This is a genomic window from Pseudomonas sp. P1_A1 (assembly GCF_056406935.1).
Map to the genome: position 1 here is coordinate 181,859 of NZ_JBFTZE010000002.1, position 18,289 is coordinate 200,147.

13 protein-coding genes are annotated in these 18,289 nt (G+C 59.1%); 6 read left to right on the top strand and 7 right to left on the bottom strand.

Annotated elements, in window-relative coordinates; genetic code table 11:
* Positions 1 to 867: a transcriptional regulator HexR gene (hexR, locus tag AC1D2Q_RS03740; protein WP_017850032.1), complete on the top strand. Its 867-nt coding sequence runs from the start codon at positions 1 to 3 to the stop codon at positions 865 to 867.
* A gap of 177 nt (positions 868 to 1,044) precedes the next feature.
* A complete protein-coding gene (locus tag AC1D2Q_RS03745) occupies positions 1,045 to 1,257 on the top strand; it encodes a PA3496 family putative envelope integrity protein (RefSeq protein WP_019020903.1) in 213 nt (70 codons plus the stop codon).
* On the opposite strand, the gene AC1D2Q_RS03750 is transcribed toward AC1D2Q_RS03745, so the two are convergent.
* Positions 1,199 to 2,161 carry a LysR family transcriptional regulator gene (locus AC1D2Q_RS03750; protein WP_007934452.1) on the bottom strand — a complete coding sequence of 321 codons (963 nt, stop codon included), beginning with the start codon at positions 2,159 to 2,161 and terminating at the stop codon, positions 1,199 to 1,201. The genes AC1D2Q_RS03745 and AC1D2Q_RS03750 overlap by 59 nt on opposite strands.
* 190 nt (positions 2,162 to 2,351) lie before the next feature.
* Between AC1D2Q_RS03750 and AC1D2Q_RS03755 the strand changes: the two genes are divergently transcribed.
* Positions 2,352 to 3,767: an acetyl-CoA carboxylase biotin carboxylase subunit gene (locus AC1D2Q_RS03755; protein WP_007896523.1), complete on the top strand. Its 1,416-nt coding sequence runs from the start codon at positions 2,352 to 2,354 to the stop codon at positions 3,765 to 3,767.
* 11 nt (positions 3,768 to 3,778) lie between these two features.
* Complete coding sequence (gene oadA, locus AC1D2Q_RS03760) at positions 3,779 to 5,587, top strand: sodium-extruding oxaloacetate decarboxylase subunit alpha (protein WP_019580380.1); 1,809 nt, start codon at positions 3,779 to 3,781, stop codon at positions 5,585 to 5,587.
* A 77-nt stretch (positions 5,588 to 5,664) separates the two neighbouring features.
* Here oadA and AC1D2Q_RS03765 read toward each other — a convergent pair whose 3' ends face one another.
* The 3 genes from AC1D2Q_RS03765 to AC1D2Q_RS03775 all read right to left on the bottom strand — a co-directional run bounded on the left by AC1D2Q_RS03765 (position 5,665) and on the right by AC1D2Q_RS03775 (position 9,718).
* Positions 5,665 to 7,809 carry an autotransporter outer membrane beta-barrel domain-containing protein gene (locus tag AC1D2Q_RS03765; protein ID WP_477812300.1) on the bottom strand — a complete coding sequence of 715 codons (2,145 nt, stop codon included), beginning with the start codon at positions 7,807 to 7,809 and terminating at the stop codon, positions 5,665 to 5,667.
* A 257-nt stretch (positions 7,810 to 8,066) separates the two neighbouring features.
* Positions 8,067 to 8,900: an amino acid ABC transporter permease gene (locus AC1D2Q_RS03770; RefSeq protein ID WP_477812301.1), complete on the bottom strand. Its 834-nt coding sequence runs from the start codon at positions 8,898 to 8,900 to the stop codon at positions 8,067 to 8,069.
* A complete protein-coding gene (locus AC1D2Q_RS03775) occupies positions 8,897 to 9,718 on the bottom strand; it encodes an ABC transporter substrate-binding protein (protein ID WP_253417513.1) in 822 nt (273 codons plus the stop codon). Before AC1D2Q_RS03775 ends, AC1D2Q_RS03770 begins: the two co-directional genes overlap by 4 nt.
* A 110-nt stretch (positions 9,719 to 9,828) precedes the next feature.
* Here AC1D2Q_RS03775 and AC1D2Q_RS03780 point away from each other — a divergent pair, with 110 nt between their 5' ends.
* The gene (locus AC1D2Q_RS03780; RefSeq protein WP_477812302.1) at positions 9,829 to 10,728 is read left to right on the top strand and encodes a homocysteine S-methyltransferase family protein; all 900 of its coding nucleotides are present in this window, start codon (positions 9,829 to 9,831) and stop codon (positions 10,726 to 10,728) included.
* A gap of 101 nt (positions 10,729 to 10,829) precedes the next feature.
* On the opposite strand, the gene AC1D2Q_RS03785 is transcribed toward AC1D2Q_RS03780, so the two are convergent.
* Positions 10,830 to 11,501: a GNAT family N-acetyltransferase gene (locus AC1D2Q_RS03785; RefSeq protein WP_477812303.1), complete on the bottom strand. Its 672-nt coding sequence runs from the start codon at positions 11,499 to 11,501 to the stop codon at positions 10,830 to 10,832.
* Between the two features lie 17 nt (positions 11,502 to 11,518).
* A complete protein-coding gene (locus AC1D2Q_RS03790) occupies positions 11,519 to 11,965 on the bottom strand; it encodes an N-acetyltransferase family protein (RefSeq protein WP_477812304.1) in 447 nt (148 codons plus the stop codon).
* Between the two features lie 124 nt (positions 11,966 to 12,089).
* On the opposite strand from AC1D2Q_RS03790, the gene pdxR reads away from it, so the two are divergent.
* Positions 12,090 to 13,640, top strand: coding sequence for a MocR-like pyridoxine biosynthesis transcription factor PdxR (pdxR, locus tag AC1D2Q_RS03795; RefSeq protein WP_477812305.1), 1,551 nt, complete (start codon positions 12,090 to 12,092; stop codon positions 13,638 to 13,640).
* A 63-nt stretch (positions 13,641 to 13,703) separates the two neighbouring features.
* Here the strand turns inward: pdxR and AC1D2Q_RS03800 are convergent, their stop codons facing one another.
* The gene (locus tag AC1D2Q_RS03800) at positions 13,704 to 18,272 is read right to left on the bottom strand and encodes a dermonecrotic toxin domain-containing protein (protein ID WP_477812306.1); all 4,569 of its coding nucleotides are present in this window, start codon (positions 18,270 to 18,272) and stop codon (positions 13,704 to 13,706) included.
* Between the last annotated feature and the right edge of the window lie 17 nt (positions 18,273 to 18,289).

Genomic DNA, 18,289 nt, shown 5'->3' on the forward strand with positions numbered 1-18,289 from the left:
TTGAATCTGCTGCAACACATCGCCCAGTCACGCCACCTGTTACGCAAGTCGGAGCTCAAGGTCGCCGACCACGTGCTGCTTGATCCTGCGGCGGTGATGCACAGTTCCATGGCCGACCTGGCCCACAGCGTAGGCATCAGCGAGCCGACCATCGTGCGGTTTTGCCGCGCCATCGGTTGCTCCGGGTTCCAGGATTTGAAACTGAAGCTGGCGCAGAGCCTGGCGGCCGGCGCGAGCTTCGGGCAATTCGCGATCCATGAAGACGATTCGGTTGCCGACTACAGTCTGAAAATCTTCGACACCACCCTGCACACCCTGATGGAAGTTCGCGAGAAACTTGATCCGGTAGCGTTGCAGAAAGCCGTGACCGCGATGTCCCAGGCCCAGCGTGTCGAGTTCTACGGCTTCGGTGCGTCGGGTGCGGTGGCAGCGGATGCCCAGCACAAGTTCTTCCGTTTGTTGCTGACTGCGGCGGCGTATTCCGACCCGCACATGCAGGCGATGTCGGCGGTGACCTTGAAGCCGACCGACGTGGCGATCTGCATTTCTCAGTCCGGTCGCTCAAAGGACCTGTTGATCACCGCCAATCTTGTGCGCGAAAGCGGCGCCACGCTGATCACCCTGTGCCCGAGCCAGACACCGTTGGCCGAGCTGTCGACCGTTAACCTGGCGATCGACGTGCACGAAGACACTGAAATCTACACGCCGCTGACGTCGCGCATCGCCCACCTGGTAGTGATCGATGTGTTGGCGATGGGCGTGGCCATGGCTCGTGGGCCGAGCCTGGTCAATCACCTGAAGAGCGTCAAGCGCAGCCTTCGCAGCTTGCGGTTGTCGCCAAAGTCAGTAAAAGCGCTGGACGATTAAGATCAAAAGATCGCAGCCTTCGGCAGCTCCTACAAGGGAATGTGTTTACTTGTAGGAGCTGCCGAAGGCTGCGATCTTTGCTTTTACAATTTTAACCTCCCTGTAACCCTCCCGCCGCCAAACCGTCATCCCCCGCGCCTATCTTGAAACTCCCGTACTCGCCTTGGGAGACTCGAAATGGCCCAGCCCTACGAAGAACGCAACAGCGCCGTCAAAACCCGTCGTCAGCAAGAAGACCAGCGCCGCATGGAATTTCGCCGCGCCATCGAAGATCGCTGCGAGCGCCGCCAGCTTCTGGCCGAAATCGGCGAATTTCCCGACGACCTCGAGCTCAACTACTGGCAGGCAGCACCGGTAACTTCCCGTCGAAACGCTCAACCAGTGCGCTGATTTGTGCCCGTTCGCTGCGGATAAACGCAAGGAATGCGTGGGCCACCGGCGATAGCCGTTTGGCCTTGGCCTGCACCAGGCACCAGCTACGCAGCAGCGGCAGCTCTTCGACCGGCAGCTCAATCAGGGCGCCGGTCGCCAATTCAAGGTTCAGGGCATGGCGCGTCAATAGCGCCAGGCCCAGACCCGCCAGCACGCATTCACGCTGAGCTTCCGCCGACGCGACCTCCTGGGTCTGGGTGAAGTGCACGCGCTTCTCTTTGAAATACTCCTCGCAGGCCAGTCGCGTGCCGGAACCGGGTTCGCGCAACAGCAGCGTGTAGGGTTCCAGATCCTGCAAGCGCAGCGGCCCCATGTGGCACAGCGGATGATCCGGCGGCGCCACGGCTACAATCGGGTTGTTGAGGAACGGCAGAAACTCCAGCCCCATGTCCTGTGGAACCATCGACATGATCACCAGATCATCACGGTTATCCGACAGGCGCCGGATAACCTGGCCGCGGTTGACCACCGTCAGGTGCAGGTTCACTTCCGGGTGCTGGCGCTTGAACGCGGCAAACAGGTGCGGCACGAAATACTTGGCGCTGGATTCCACCGCCAGTTTCAGCTGACCCTGCAATGAACCTTGCATGTCCGACAGCTGCATATCGAGGTTTTCCAGGCGGCCGAAAATATCCCGGCTGGCGCGCTGCAGCGCTTCGGCCGCCTCGGTCATGTAGAGTTTTTTGCCGACGTAATCGAACAAGGGCTGACCGATCAGCTCTTCGAGTTGACGAATCTGTAGGCTCACGGCAGGTTGTGTGAGAGACATTTCGTCGGCAGCGCGGCTGTAGGACCTTAAATCGCACACCTCATTGAAGATCTGCAATTGACGCAATGTCATACGCATCAATGACTTACGCATTTTCTATAAATCCTGAGCGAAGGCCGATGGCTCAACTATAAGTCTTTGCTTATGCCTGACCCAATTATTATTCATTTTTGTTAATCCCTTGCGAGAGCTAGTGTGGAGCTGCGACTGAATTGAAACATTTGGTCACGCGTCGACCTGTCTAATCGGGTCGTGGGTGCCACCGGCTCAAGGGAACCTCCAAGTGATAAAAAAGATCCTGATTGCCAACCGTGGTGAGATTGCCGTACGAATCGTGCGCGCCTGCGCCGAGATGGGCATTCGCTCGGTCGCGATCTATTCCGACGCCGACCGTCATGCCTTGCATGTGAAGCGTGCGGACGAGGCCCACAGCATCGGTGCCGAGCCACTGGCCGGCTACCTGAACCCGCGCAAGCTGGTGAACCTGGCGGTGGAAACCGGTTGCGATGCGTTGCACCCTGGTTACGGCTTCCTTTCGGAAAATGCCGAGCTGGCGGACATCTGCGCCGAACGCGGAATCAAATTCATCGGCCCGTCGGCGGAAGTCATTCGCCGCATGGGCGACAAGACCGAAGCGCGACGCAGCATGATCAAGGCCGGCGTGCCGGTCACCCCGGGCACCGAAGGCAACGTGTCGGGCATCGAAGAAGCCCTGACCGAAGGTGACCGTATCGGTTACCCGGTGATGCTCAAGGCCACCTCCGGTGGCGGCGGCCGCGGCATTCGTCGTTGCAACAGTCGCGAAGAACTCGAACAAGCCTTTCCGCGAGTGATTTCCGAAGCCACCAAGGCGTTCGGTTCGGCGGAAGTGTTCCTGGAAAAATGCATCGTAAACCCGAAACACATCGAAGCGCAGATCCTCGGCGACAGCTTCGGCAACGTGGTGCACCTGTTCGAGCGTGATTGCTCGATCCAGCGTCGCAACCAGAAGCTGATCGAGATCGCTCCGAGTCCGCAACTGACCCCGGAACAGCGCGCCTACATCGGCGACCTGTCGGTGCGTGCAGCCAAGGCCGTGGGTTACGAGAACGCCGGCACCGTGGAGTTCCTGCTCGCCGAGGGCGAGGTGTACTTCATGGAAATGAACACCCGGGTGCAGGTGGAACACACCATCACCGAAGAAATCACCGGCATCGACATCGTTCGCGAGCAGATCCGTATCGCGTCCGGTTTGCCGCTCTCGGTGAAACAGGAAGACATCCAGCACCGCGGTTTCGCGTTGCAGTTCCGGATCAACGCCGAAGACCCGAAAAACAACTTCCTGCCGAGCTTCGGCAAGATCACCCGTTACTACGCGCCCGGCGGTCCGGGTGTGCGCACCGACACAGCGATCTATACCGGCTACACCATTCCGCCGTTCTACGATTCGATGTGCCTGAAACTGGTGGTCTGGGCGCTGACCTGGGAAGAGGCGATGGACCGTGGCTTGCGTGCCCTGGACGACATGCGTCTGCAAGGGGTCAAGACCACCGCCGCGTACTACCAGGAAATCCTGCGTAACCCGGAATTCCGTAGCGGCCAGTTCAACACCAGCTTCGTTGAAAGCCACCCTGAACTGACCAACTACTCGATCAAGCGCAAACCCGAAGAGCTGGCCCTGGCCATCGCCGCCGCCATCGCCGCCCACGCAGGCCTGTGAGGAATATGACAATGTCCAAGAAGATCCATGTAACTGACACAATCCTGCGCGACGCCCACCAATCGCTGCTCGCCACCCGCATGCGCACCGAAGACATGCTGCCGATCTGCGACAAGCTCGACAAAGTCGGCTACTGGTCGCTGGAAGTCTGGGGCGGCGCGACCTTCGATGCCTGCGTACGCTTCCTGAAAGAAGACCCGTGGGAGCGTCTGCGCCAACTGCGTGCCGCGTTGCCCAACACGCGTCTGCAAATGCTCCTGCGTGGCCAGAACCTGCTGGGTTACCGCCATTACAGCGACGACGTGGTCAAAGCCTTCGTCGCCAAGGCCGCGGTCAACGGCATCGACGTGTTCCGCATCTTCGACGCCATGAACGACGTGCGTAACCTGCGAGTCGCCATCGAAGCGGTGAAGGCTGCTGGCAAACACGCCCAGGGCACCATCGCCTACACCACCAGCCCGGTGCACACCATCGAGGCTTTCGTGGCGCAAGCCAAGCAAATGGAAGCCATGGGTTGCGACTCTGTGGCGATCAAGGACATGGCCGGTCTGCTGACCCCGTACGCCACTGGCGAACTGGTCAAGGCACTGAAAGCCGAGCAGTCGCTGCCGGTGTTCATCCATTCCCACGACACCGCCGGCCTGGCTGCGATGTGCCAACTCAAGGGCATCGAAAACGGCGCCGACCATATCGACACCGCGATCTCCAGCTTCGCCTGGGGCACCAGCCACCCGGGTACCGAGTCGATGGTCGCCGCCCTTAAAGGCAGCGAGTTCGACACCGGCCTGAACCTGGAACTGCTGCAAGAAATCGGCCTGTACTTCTACGCCGTGCGCAAGAAGTACCACCAGTTCGAAAGCGAATTCACCGCCGTCGACACTCGCGTGCAAGTCAACCAGGTTCCGGGCGGGATGATTTCCAACCTGGCCAACCAGTTGAAAGAGCAGGGCGCCCTGAACCGCATGAGCGAAGTGTTGGCGGAAATCCCGCGCGTTCGTGAAGACCTCGGCTTCCCTCCGCTGGTGACCCCGACCTCGCAGATCGTCGGCACCCAGGCGTTCTTCAACGTGCTGGCCGGCGAGCGCTACAAGACCATCACCAACGAAGTGAAGCTTTACCTGCAAGGCGGCTACGGCAAGGCGCCGGGCACTGTGAACGAAAAGCTGCGTCGTCAGGCCATCGGCAGCGAAGAGGTGATCGACGTGCGTCCGGCCGATCTGCTCAAGCCGGAAATGACCAAGCTGCGTGCCGAAATCGGCGCCGTGGCCAAGTCTGAAGAAGACGTGCTGACCTACGCCATGTTCCCGGACATCGGCCGCAAGTTCCTCGAAGAACGCGCAGCCGGCACCCTGACCCCGGAAGTGCTGCTGCCGATTCCGGAAGCGGGCGGTGTGGCTTCGGCCGGTGGCGAAGGTGTGCCGACCGAGTTCGTCATTGACGTTCACGGCGAAACCTACCGCGTCGACATCACCGGTGTCGGCGTCAAGGCTGAAGGCAAGCGCCACTTCTACCTGTCCATCGACGGCATGCCGGAAGAAGTGGTGTTCGAACCGCTCAACGAATTCGTCAGCGGCGGCAGCAGCAAGCGCAAGCAAGCCACTGCACCAGGCCACGTCAGCACCACCATGCCGGGCAACATCGTCGATGTGCTGGTCAAGGAAGGCGACACCGTGAAAGCCGGCCAGGCCGTGCTGATCACCGAGGCGATGAAGATGGAAACCGAAGTCCAGTCGGCCATCGCCGGTAAAGTCACCGCCATCCACGTGGCCAAGGGCGACCGGGTGAACCCGGGCGAGATCCTGATCGAGATCGAAGGCTGATTTAACAGCCTCGATATAACGCTTTAACCTCGGGGGGGCATGTGCTCCCCTTTTTTTTGCCCTGGATTTGTGAGGGATTAGAAACTCATCCGCCATTGACCTGTTACGCCATGGCTTCGACTGTCTGTGCCGATCTCACCGTTGAGGCTTACGCCTAGAGTATGTTTGGCTGACAAACCAAGGTCTAGACCGGTAACCAGCTTCAGGCTGTCACGATCCAGTGGGGCGCCGGAAACGGTGAAGTTTTTCCCGCCCGTTGCCAATCGTTGGCGGGTGTCGCTCTCGATATCCCCGTAAGTGTGTTTCCAGCCGGCACTGAATCGCGGCGTCAGTTGCATGCCGTTATCGAGTGTGTTGATCTTCGCCAGTCGCAGGCCTAATGTGCTGTTGAGGTTGTTTTGGGTTTGGCCGTGGACTTTCAGCGCTGCGGCGCCACCTTTTTCCGTGTAGCCGTCACGCTGATAGCGTTGATAGCCAAGGCTGGCAAACGGTTCGATGCTGACATTTGCTCGGCTCAGGTTGTAACCCACTTCCGCAAAGGCCTGCTGAGTGCTGGCATCGTAACGGCCTTCGGGACGGTCGCTAAAACCGTTGAAGACAATCCGGCGTTTAGTGCTGCCGTCGTGATTGCTATAAGTCGCCCCCAGGCGTAGCGACATGGGGCCACTCTGGCGTAGGGCATATGCGCCGATGTGCCAGCTGTCGAGATCGCCGTCGAGTTCGCGACTGTCCAGGCGAGTTTCGGATTTGCCACCCATCACACCGATGCGCCATTCCTCATCAATGCCCCAATCCGCGCCCAAAACGAGACCTTTGGTGGAGTGTTGCAAGGCATCGTGGTCGCGATCCAGCGTTCCGCCGTGGCCCAAGGCTTGTAACCAGACTCTGCCGTTTTCTTCGCTGCCGGCGGCGAGGCGTGGTGCGTTGGTTTGACTGCCGGGTTTGTTGTAAGCGCTGGCGCTGTCCAATTGGCGCATCGCCGAAAGCAGGGTGGCGCTGACAGGACTGTCACTGTTCAGGGTTGCCTTGGCGAGGTTTGCGTTGTTGCCGCCGGCCAGCAGCTCGATGGTCCGTGAAGCGGTTTCCTTGTTGGAGGCGAGCAGGGCTGTAACGGCGGCGTTGGATGGCTGTTGAGTCGCGGGGGTGTTTTCCGTGCGGGTTGGCGACGGCGTCGCTGCACCGACTTTTGGCTCCTCCAGACTGCGGGCAAATTCTCGACCGTTTTCGGTAGTTGCAACACTCTCGATTGGCACTTCGTTGCGAGCGTAGGTCAGGATGACTTCTCCCTCGGGGTACTTCACGGTAGGGGTCATGAACGCGAGGTTGTTTTCAACGGCGCCGAATTCGCCCTTGATATTGGCGGCCCTGATGATGGTGTACTGGCTGCTTTGCGGGTAGTCACCGGGTACAGCGACGATCTTCAGGGTTGCGCCGCCGAGGCTGGCGGTGCCACCGACATCGATAGTCTCGCCAGGAGCGTCGGCAGTGATTCCATAGACCAATACCGCCGTGCTGGACAGGTTCAGGTCTCCTGCAACCTTAGGTGCGCCGTACACGTGGTCCACGGAAAAACGTCCCCGGACGTTCAATGCGCCGATCGCGCCGCTACCGGCGAAATGGCCATTTTCGTGAACGTCGACGGTGCCCGCAATGCTCCCCAAGTTGGTCAGATCCCCACCAGAGAGCACATTGGCACTGGCTCCGATCTGGCCTTTATTGATGAATATGCCTTCGGTCAATGCACGACCAGTGATATGTCCTTCATTAGTGAATGTGGCCTTGGAGCGAACCAGAACCCCAATACTGAAGTCTGCGTCTCCATTGCGTGTCCAGGTTCCCTGTTTGACCTCCAGCCCCAGGAAGTTCCGGGATTCGCCCAGCGTGCCCTCCTTTGCATCGAGTTGCAGAACGTTTTCGCCACCACCACCGTCCACCAGCCCGGCGAATCCGCCTCTGGGCAGCACAATGACCAAATCATTCCGGTTGTCCCGTTGCAGGGAAGCGCCGTCCTTTACCTTGAGTTTACTTTTGACTTCGGTCTTGACGGTCTTCGGATCACTGATGAAAGCGTCAAGTATCGCTATCAGTTCATCGGGTGTTTCAGCGGGATTTGTAGAGAAGTCGAATGCCATCTGCTGGGCAATTGCGAAATCGGTGCAACCCAACGCAAGCGCAATGGCCAACGCCAGATGTTGTGGTCGGTATTTGTGTTGAACGGGCATCGAGTTTGGCCTCTTTTGACAGGAGGCCAAACTCTAAGAGGGAGGCTATAGGTGCCGATGTCAGCTGCTTCCGGCGAGCTTGCGGGGGATGTCAGAAGGTTGTGTAGAAAATTGCCAGCCGTTTGAGAGAGGCTGTTTTTACCCGTTCGAGCTGATGCTTTTTCCTACAAAGAATCAAGATGCGGGGGGGCTATCGCGCCCTCAGAAACGCAGCTGCCGAACGTTGAAGATCAAAACGTCGCAGCCTTCGGCAGCTCCTACCGGCTCACATACGCCTTCCCGTAATGCCGCTCCATCCGCGCCTGAATCAGCTCCAGTCCAATCGACATCAGCCAATAAATAACCGCCGCCGTCGTCAGCATTTCGATATAGCGATAGCTCGAGCGCCCGTACGATTGCGCCAGGAACATCACTTCCCAAACCCCCATCACCGAGATCAGTGATGAGTCCTTGAGCATGGAGATGAACTGGTTGGTGGTGGGCGGGATGATGGTGCGCATGGCTTGGGGCAGGGTGACGCGCCAGAAGATCACGGTTTCGCGCATGCCCAGGGCCAGCGATGCTTCGCGTTGGCCGTGGGGAACGCCGAGGATGCCGGCGCGGAAAATTTCGCTCAGGTACGCGCCGTAGTTCAGCGACAGGGCGATGATGCCGGCGGCGATGGCGCCCGGCACGACGCCCAATTGCGGCAAGCCGAGGTAGATCAGCAATATCTGGATCAGCAGCGGCGTGCCGCGAAAGAACGAGGCATAGAAGCTTGCGATGCCGAACGCCACGGCGCTTTTCGACAGTCGAGCCAGGGCCGTGATGAAGCCCAGCAGCGACGAAGCCACAATCGAGCACAGGCATAAAAACAGCGTCAGCGCCGCGCCTTGCAGAAAGCCGTTGGGCGCCAGGTGCAGGCCGATCAGGTTCGGCAGTTTGTCGAGGATGATCGAGAACTTCAGGTCGAAGCTCAGGAAGAAACTGGCGAACAAGCCGAACATCGCTGCCCAGGTCAGGTACAGCCGGGTGCGGAAGCCGAAGGCTCGTTGCAGTAATGACTCAACCACCGGTTGCGGTGGCTGAGGAGGTTTGGGGAAAGAAGTCATTTGCTGATGTCGGCGCCGATCCATTTTTGCGACAGCTTGCTCAAGGTGCCGTCCTGTTTCAACTGAGCGAACACTTCACGCACTTTGGCGTCCCACTGGGCGTCGCCTTTTTCGATGGCCACCGAGTTCGGCTCCGAGTACAGCGGCTGGCCGGCGAGTTTGAAGCGCTTGTCTTCGTTCAGGCGCGGTTGCGCGGTGACGAGGTTGGTGAGGATCGCGTCCAGACGCACGCCAGCGCCCAGGCCCAGATCCTGGAACGCTACGTTGTCGGTGTCATACGGGGCGATCTGCACGTTCTCGAACGGATATTGCAGTTGGGTGTCTTCGGCCCCTTCGATCACCAGGTTTTTGTTCAGGTAGCTTTCATAGCTGGAGGCGCTGGTGAGGCCGACTTTCTTGCCGCTCAGGTCCTTGGCGCTGTGGATGCTATCGTCCTTGGCATTGACCACGATCACGGCGGGGGAGGCGTAGTACTCGACCGGGAAGTCGAAGACTTCGGCGCGGGCCTTGCTCGGGGTCATGGAGCAGATGCAGATGTCGTAACGCCCGCTCCAGCGGCCGGCGGCGATCACATCCCAGGACGGCGTCTCGAGGCGCAGCTTGACGCCCAGCTTATCCGCCACGGCCTTGGCCACCTCAACGTCGAAACCGTCGAGCTGGTTTTGATCGTTGAGGAACGAGAAGGGTGGATAGCTTTCCATCAACACACCGACCAGTTCTTTCTTTTGTTCGATGCGATCCAGAGTGGCGCCCGCAAAGACTTGGGTGGAGGCAGCCAGTATCGTCAGGCCCAGGGCCAGCAGCGGTTGAAATTTCACAGTTGATCCCTGAAAAAAGAGGTTGTTATTAACCGTATGGTGCGCATTAAATAGTTATAAGAACGACTCTGATAGTGAGTTATTTTCATAAGCTTATGAGTGAAAAGCATATGGGCGCAAACAGCACGGTAATTCTGGATGGCGGCATGGGTCGGGAGCTGCAACGCCGAGGGGCGCCGTTCCGGCAACCCGAGTGGTCGGCATTGGCCTTGAGCGAGGCGCCACAAGCCGTGGAGGCAGTGCACGCGGCTTATATCGGAAGCGGTGCCAACGTGATCACCAGCAACAGTTACGCGGTGGTGCCGTTCCACATTGGCGAGGAGCGTTTTGCGGCTGAAGGCCAAGCCCTTGCGGCGTTGGCCGGCGAGCTGGCTCGGCGTGCAGTCGATGCTTCGGGCCAACCGGTGCGCGTGGCCGGTTCATTGCCGCCGTTGTTCGGCTCCTATCGCCCGGACTTGTTCGACGCTGCTCGGGTGACTGAACTGCTGACCCCTCTGGTCAATGGCCTGGCGCCTCATGTCGACCTGTGGCTGGCCGAAACCCAGAGCTCGATCGTCGAAGCACGGGCGATCCATGCCGGGCTGCCGAAGGACGGCAAACCGTTGTGGCTGTCGTTTACCTTGAAGGATGAAGACACCGACGAAGTGCCACGTTTACGCTCCGGTGAGCCGGTGGCTGAGGCCGCCGCGGTGGCGGCTGAGTTGGGTGTCGAGACGTTGCTGTTCAACTGCAGCCAGCCGGAAGTGATCGGTGCGGCGATTGATGCGGCGCGGGAAACCTTCGAGCGTTTGGGGGTAAAGATTCACATTGGCGCATACGCCAATGCCTTCCCGCCGCAGCCGAAAGAGGCCACGGCCAACGACGGTCTGGACCCGTTGCGTGATGATCTCGACCCGCCGGGTTATCTGCAGTGGGCGGCCGATTGGCGCAAGCGCGGGGCCAGCCATTTGGGCGGGTGCTGCGGGATCGGGCCGGAGCATATTGCGGTGTTGGCGCAAAAGCTGGTGTAGACGTTGGTGTAAAAAAGAAAGATCAAAAGATCGCAGCCTTCGGCAGCTCCTACGCGCCTGTGGGCGCTGCCGGAGGCTGCGATCTTTTGCCGTTAAGGTTTTTAGCCCCGGCACTCCACCAACGTTTTCACCTGCCCCGATTCCGTCTGGTTTTCATCGCTCAACCACCGCTCGAACCCCGCCTGAATCACCGGCCATTCCGAATCCAGAATCGAATACCACGCCGTATCGCGGTTTTGACCCTTGACCACCATGTGCTGGCGGAACACCCCCTCAAAACTGAACCCCAACCGCTCTGCTGCGTACTTGGAGCGAGCGTTGCCGTTGTTGCACTTCCATTCCAGGCGCCGGTAACCCAACGCAAAGGCTTCCCTGGCCAGCAGGTAAACCGCCTCGGTACTTTTCGGCGAGCGCTGCATCGGTGCACCAAAGGTCACATGGCCGATCTCGATGCGACCCTGGGCAGGAACGATCGACATCAGGCTGAGGATGCCCTGGACATCACCGCTGGCACGGTCGATCACCGTGAAGAAATACGGATCGCTGTTGGCCGCATGGTTGTTCAGCCAGTCGTTGAATGCGCTGCGTTCCGGGAAAGGACCATAAGGCAAATAATCCCAGAGTTTTGGGTCCGAGCCCGGGCCTTCCAGGGCTTTCCACAAACCGTCGGTGTGACGCGCCGGGTCGAGTTTTTCCAGGCGAATGAAACGCCCTTCGATCAGTTGGACCGAGGGCGCCGGAACGCCTTTCCAGTCTGCGAGTGAAGTCGACATGGTGTTCTCCTTGAACCTTAAAGGGCTTTGCGAAACTGGATGAAACCGGGGCGTTCGGCGATGCGCTCGTAGAGCTGGATCGCGGTGGCGTTGGTTTCGTGGGTCAGCCAGTGGACCTTGCAGCAACCGTCGGCCTTGGCTGTGCTGTAGACGAATTCGATCAGTTGCCGACCGACGCCGGTGCCACGGGTTTCAGGCGTTACCAGCAAGTCTTGCAGGTAACAGGAGTTCTCGATGCTCCAGTTCGAGCGGTGATAGATGAAATGCACCATGCCCACCGCTTTGCCGTCGACCCAGGCCAGCGCCCCGTGGGTCGGTTCGTTCGTGTCGAGCAGGCGCTGCCAGGTGCTTTGAGTGACCGCCTCGGGCAGTTCGGTGTTGTAGAAGCGCAAGTAGGCTTGCCACAACGGCAGCCAGGCAGCGTGATCGTCGGCGGTGACCTGGCGGATGTCGATCTGACTCATGTTCATTCCTTAACGCGTCAAAGTGGCAGGTACATGGAAAATTCCTTGGCGAATGCCTTCATCCTAGGCAGGCTATTGGTCTGTTGTAAGAGCCATTAACGACCAATTTCATAGGTCCATTGCCATGAGCGAAGCGTCGCTTTCCCTGTCATTCAACCCCGCCGGTATTGAACTCGATCGCCGTCAGGGCTTGAGTCGCCAGCTCTACCAGGCATTGCGCCTGCGGGTGCTCGATGGACGACTTGCCAGCGGTACGCGATTGCCGGCCAGTCGGGATCTGGCGGCGGCGCTGGCGATTTCCCGCAATAGCGTGGTACGTGCCTACGATMAGCTGTACGCCGAGGGGTTTATCGAAGGGAGAGTGGGGGACGGGACTTACGTTGCGCAATTGCCCCAGCCCACACTACCGGCAAAAAAATTATCCACAAAAGTATCCACAGGGTTGTCAACAGGGTTACCCACAACCTTATCCACAAATTGGCTCGATTTACCTGTGGTTTCATCCAGTAAAGTTATCCACAACGGTGCGTTGGGGCGCGTGGAGAAGAACCATTTGCAGACGCCGCCGGCTGGTCCACCCAAGGCCTTTCGGGTTGGCGTTCCGGCATTCGATCTGTTTCCTTTCGACGTGTGGGCCAAGCTGAACGCGGCTTTCTGGCGAAAGCCGGATTTACAGCAGCTGTGTTATGGCGATCCGGCGGGCGACGAGCGTTTACGCGGCATGATCGCCGCGTACCTGCGCAGTTCACGGGGGATGCAGTGTTCAGCTGAGCAAATAGTGATCACCAGCGGCGCGCAGCAGGGGATTAGTCTTTGTGCACAGCTGCTGGTGGAGCCGGGCAATGGCGTGGCGATTGAAAATCCGGGGTATCGGGCGGCAGGTCATGCCTTCGCCGTGGCCGGTGCGCGATTACATGGCGTGGCGGTGGACAGTGAGGGCATCGACTGCACGGAGCTGGCCGGGCTCAGCGACTGTCGACTGGCCTATGTCACGCCGTCGCATCAGTACCCGACCGGGGTGGTGATGAGCCTGGCGCGACGCCTTGAGTTGCTGGCCTGGGCCGAACGCACCCAAGGCTGGATCGTCGAAGATGACTACGATGGCGAATACCGCTACAGCGGCGCGCCGCTGGCACCCTTGGCCGCACTCGACCGGCAGGGCCGGGTTTTGTACGTCGGGACGTTTGGCAAAGTCGCCTTCCCGGCGTTAAGACTGGGTTATCTGGTGCTGCCGCCCGGTTTGGTTCAGGCCTTCTCGCAGCGCCGTGCGGTTGATGTTCGACATTCCGAAGTGAGCACCCAGGCGGTCATGGCCGAGTTCATGGCGGCCGGGCACTTTCAGCGCCACATCCGGCGCATGCGGCGTGCGGCCCTCAGCAGACGTAATACGTTGCTGGCCGGTTGGCCTCAGAACATCCCCGGTATCGGTAGCCTGCCGAGCGTCGTGGCGGGGCTGCATCTGACGGTGCCGGTCGACTCGCAGGCCCGTGAGCGCGAGCTGGTGGAACAGGCTGCCGGCGTCAATGTCGAGATCAATGCGCTGAGCAGCTACTGGCTGCCGGATTCGCAACGACCGGTGGACCAGCGTGCCGGGCTGGTCCTGGGTTTCGCGGCGGTACCCGAGACGGCGATCAGCGCTGCGCTCGGGCGCCTGGAAAAGGTCTGGCGTCGCTGAGCCTCTTGCAGGGGAAAAAAGACCCGCGCCAAGGCGGGTCTCGAGTTCATCCGGGGCTACAACTCACGATTCAGGCGCTGTCGGCGTCTTCTTTGCGAAGAACAGCGCTTTAGCCAGCTGAGGACTGATCTCGCTGCGGTAGATCGAAATCGCCTGCAGATTGTCATTCGTACCACGCGCTTCGTGCGCGCCGCCCAAGCGCCTTTGTTGAGCGGTTTTCAGGTGCGCCGCCGTGAAGTTTTGCACAGGCGCCGCGGGGGCGCCGTAGTGGAAATGTGCGTACCACAAGACGCTTTGGTCGGTGGCGTCACGAATCTCATATTCATCGAGGTAATCTTTTTTGCGGCTCTTGAGCAAGCGTCGGCCCGGCATTTTGACCATGCTTACTTCGCCTTCCTCATGCAACCACTGGACGCGGCCCGCAGTTGGAGGCTGCAGCTTGGTCATGCTGACTCGAACCTGATGCCCTTTACTGTAAAGCCTGGTGGCCTCGTCGTTGAGTTGCTTGGCCACCGTAACGGCGGATCCCGGGCCGCCATCGGTCGAATTGCTGGACGTCAGGGCTTCGTCGATAACGTTCGCCGCTTCATTCAGTCGATGGGCCTGCTGATGGAACATTTCCTCTATTTCCACGGGAATTCTGCGTAGCCCTTTTGAGTGGGCCTCTGTGCGCCGAATGAACGCATCCACACCGTCCAGCAATGTTTGTCCCAGGAAAATGCTGTTGGCCAGCGTGGGGATATTTGCGGTGGGTGAAACCGCTTTTGGGTTCACCCTTTCAACCCAGACCCCTGGGGATTTTTCATGAAAGGTCGTGATTTTTCCGGTCTGCGCTGATGTCACATCAAGCAGTGCAGATCCCTTCATCCCCGGATCGCTGCGCATCTGGCCGACCACCGTGCCCCGGAAGCGGGTCTTGACGATGCGCTTGGCAGGAGCGTTTGGTGGCCGGGAAGGCCCGGGTTGCGGATCAAGGCTCTGGCGCTCTCGCAGCAGGCTCGCCAAGTGCGTCTCGGTTTGTTGCTGGAACACTTCTATACGTTGGCGCATCAGGTCGAGCGGTGGTTGCAGCAGCTGACCCGGGAACTCGCCCGGCAGATCGATGATGCGCTGGTTGACGGTGGTCAGTTGCTCGAGTAGATCACTCAGGCCGTCGATCCGCTCGGGCAAACGCAGGACGTCATCCTCAGTGGCCAGATCAAGCGAAGACTGGATGGAGAGGGTGGCATCTTCGACCACGTCCTCGAGTGCCTCTCGTACCTCCTGGGTAGCGGTGGTACCGGCCTCGTTGACGCACAACTCTTGCGCCAGCGTGATCTGGAACAGTTTCAGATCCTGTACCTCCATCGCAGGCATGATTTTTTTGAATTCACGTATCGTTTCGGCGCCATCTCTACCAAGGACGTTCAGTTGCTCGAAACGCGATTGCGCGAATTCGATTTTGTTGATGTAGGCTTCGACGAGATCGCTCATGTCCTGGTAGGTCTGATGAGCAGTCTGTGCGTTTTCTGTGCTTTCGCCGTCAATAATGGCCAGGGCGAGGCGCCTCTGGTTCTCGTAGACCGGGCCCTGCTGGTCGAACCACTTTTCTAACCGCCCAAGCTGAAAACCCAGACGGCTTATCATCGCTGCGCGGTAGTTTTCGATCTTCCCGCGAAATTGAAACTCTTTCATCTGCTCGATGTTGGTGCTGACCGATGCCATTTGCATGTCGAGCATTTCAAGGTACAAGCGGCGCTGCGTGTCGGTGGCTGTCGAAGCCTGCGCTTTTGTTTGCACCTCCTTCAGTTGCGTCTCCCAACTTTTTTTCTCTATTTCAAACGCGTTCATCTGGCTTTTCAGTTCTATCTGACGTTCTGATGTTCGTTGTTCTCTCTGTTGTAATTTCTTGCCTCCACCCCTCAGTCTCAACCGCGTATCAATGAACCATTCGCCTTTGGCATTCTTGATCAATAGCGGGCCGGTGCGTGCGGGAGACTGGCGAGAGTCGATGATCTGCACGTCGCCGTTGTCGTTGAGCTTGGTTTCGAACCATCGCTGACCGACCTGCGCATACCACTTTCCATTGAGTGAACCGAGGTATTGGTGAGGTCCGGGTTCCGGGGCACCGGCGGTCATGCCCTTGGGTTCGGTGATGGCCAGCTCATCGAGAAAAGTGCCCAGGGAAGAAGCAGGGAGTGCTGCGACGGCATGCAGGGATGCTTCATGGGTAGGCGGTAACCGGGTGAGGTCGGGCAGGCGTGTCACCGTCGGCTTTGGGGCTGGCTGGATCGCAGGCGTTTCGAGGGGGATTTCAGGCTGTCCCAGCGGCCGGGTCACCGGTTTATGGCGAGATGCTGCCTGATGGGCGAGCACCATGCCGAGCGTCAACAGCAGATCGGTCAGGGCGGTCCAGCCACGATCACCGTCATCGTTCTCTACGGCATCGGTCACCTCCTGTAAATCGTCCATGATCTGCCAGATCCAGGCGGCGATGCCGATATTGCGTCCGAGGAAGGGCAGCGCGATGTTGAACAGCATCCAGGCGCCCTGCTTGAACGTTGCCCAGCGAGCTTGCGCATTGGATACCGATTGACGATCCGCCAGGCTGATCAGCGCATTGGCGTTGGTTTTGAACAGCGTTGCCAACGGATCGTCATCCAGTGCGGTGGTGCCGAGTGTCACCGTACCCATCCTGGCCAGTACCGATGTGGGATCGACCAGCAATTGGGTCAGCGTCCAGACCGACGGCAGGTCACCTGAAAACACATACTGGGAATAGTTGAAGCGCACATCGTCAGGGAGCCAGGCCAGAACCGATTGGCGCAAGGCTTTGTCATGCTTGATTGCGTATAGCAGATTGGTTTCGTTCGGATATTGTGTCAGCGAGGGGGTGAGCAGTGGACGGTACAGCAGGCACGGTCCCTGATCCGGGTTCCGGGGGCCAATCACGAACATGTTGGTGACTACGTCGGCGGTAGTGTCCGTGCGATCGCCGGTCACGAAAGCCAGCAGACGAATGACGATTGGCTGTCCATTGACAACGCGATCGGCCGCGTTTTCCTGCATGGCCGCTACCACGTATTGATAACCACGTTCGTTGATGTCTGCTTCGCCACGCATCTTGTGCTGCAGTGCCTGCAACGGTAGCTGAATGCGCAAGTGCCGGGTGTAGAGGTCTTGTCGTCGCAAGCTCTCCCGCGGATCGTCAAGCAGTTTGCCCTTGATCAACGCCGGGTACACCGCACCGATGTTTACCTGCGTAACGAGCTTTTCCAGATATGCCACGGTCATCCAGGACGGCGCGGCATCACCGTTCTTGTATTGCACGGTCTTGTTGCCCAACGGAACGGCAATCAGGTTTTGCAATGCCAGTTCAGTCAGCGACAGCGTGACCGTCTGCGTCTTGCCGGGTACCACGATGGTGCCCAGCACAACGGCGCTGGTGACGCTGATTTCAATGTCCTTCAGTGCCAGATCCGCTGCCGCGGGATGATCTTTGATCATTTGTTCGCGCAGGGCTTGCAGGGCAAACTCAGGCAGCGCTGCGATGCCCTCGTCGAAGGACTTTCCGGCGTCCTGTTCCCGCAGCAGCGCCAGATCCATCAAGTGCCGGCTGCAACGCGTAAGATCCGCAGGTGAAGCGGTCTGCAGCCAGCCTGACAATAAACCCTTAACCTTGTTGAAGCGCGACGAGGGCAAGGTTTCAAAGTCGGTGAAGTTTTTTGCGGCGGCACTGAGTTGTGTTGAAAGACCCACAGAGGACGCGTTCTGAAATGTCTGTAAGGTACCAATGGCCTCGGCTTCAAGCGCGATCAGTGCGCACGCCTGGTGATGGAAAAAATTCCCTTCGGGTTCATACAGACGCCACTGCAGGCTCTGTCTCGAACTGGACAGCGTTTCACCCAATGCCTCAAGAGATTCGTAGCGCTTGAACCCCTCAGCAATAGAGTGCGTCAGTACAAGGCTGCGACTGCCCGACGTGCCCACGAGAACGGCGGTGTCCAGAACCCGCAGATGTTTGTTCACACCGTTTTCCACGTGGTCGATGTCGATCAGGCAGGCCTTGCTCAGGTATCGGTCCTGAGGCCGTCGGGTCACCTGATCCGGGTGATTGAACAGGGTGCGGGCCATCGCTTTCTGGTCCACGTCCCAGTCTGTGGGGGGCGCGGTGTTCCAGAGGTCCTGCAATGACTGCGAAAGCTGATGCCAGCGTGGGGTCGAGGGTTTTGTTTCCTGGTTCCAGTAATCCAGCTGTTGTTGCTGAAAGGCGATGAACAGCTGTGGCGCGAGCGTATTGATCAGGCGTCCTATCGCATCGATTTTCACCGGTAGGTGAGCCAGTGGCTCGACACCGGGTTGCAAGGTCAAAAAGTGTTCACCGTCGATGAATGTCACAGCCGATCCCGACAGCCCGAGTCGCACCAGCACATCGGTAAGGGATTCATACAGGTTTTCACCCGGCACGACACTGTCGTCAGTGATAACCCACGTCGGGGTGACGACTGTGGCGAGCGTCGGATCGATTTTCAACGACGGATACAACTCATTGAGCGCGGGCGCTAAAGCAGTCGCCGCGACCTCTCTGATCGAGGGGCCGGTGACCAGTTGGGTGAGTACATCTTCTGCACTCGGGGAAGCGGTTTCGGGCATGGTCGTCGTCTCCTGAC

Excerpts from the sequence above, each read along its gene's own strand:
- AC1D2Q_RS03785 (WP_477812303.1), bottom strand. The coding sequence starts at position 11,501 with ATGTCGACTTCACTCGCAGACTGGAAAGGCGTTCCGGCGCCCTCGGTC.
- AC1D2Q_RS03765 (WP_477812300.1), bottom strand. The coding sequence starts at position 7,809 with ATGCCCGTTCAACACAAATACCGACCACAACATCTGGCGTTGGCCATT.
- AC1D2Q_RS03750 (WP_007934452.1), bottom strand. The coding sequence starts at position 2,161 with ATGCGTAAGTCATTGATGCGTATGACATTGCGTCAATTGCAGATCTTC.
- AC1D2Q_RS03745 (WP_019020903.1), top strand. The coding sequence starts at position 1,045 with ATGGCCCAGCCCTACGAAGAACGCAACAGCGCCGTCAAAACCCGTCGT.
- AC1D2Q_RS03770 (WP_477812301.1), bottom strand. The coding sequence starts at position 8,900 with ATGACTTCTTTCCCCAAACCTCCTCAGCCACCGCAACCGGTGGTTGAG.
- AC1D2Q_RS03800 (WP_477812306.1), bottom strand. The coding sequence starts at position 18,272 with ATGCCCGAAACCGCTTCCCCGAGTGCAGAAGATGTACTCACCCAACTG.
- AC1D2Q_RS03780 (WP_477812302.1), top strand. The coding sequence starts at position 9,829 with ATGGGCGCAAACAGCACGGTAATTCTGGATGGCGGCATGGGTCGGGAG.
- oadA (WP_019580380.1), top strand. The coding sequence starts at position 3,779 with ATGTCCAAGAAGATCCATGTAACTGACACAATCCTGCGCGACGCCCAC.
- AC1D2Q_RS03790 (WP_477812304.1), bottom strand. The coding sequence starts at position 11,965 with ATGAGTCAGATCGACATCCGCCAGGTCACCGCCGACGATCACGCTGCC.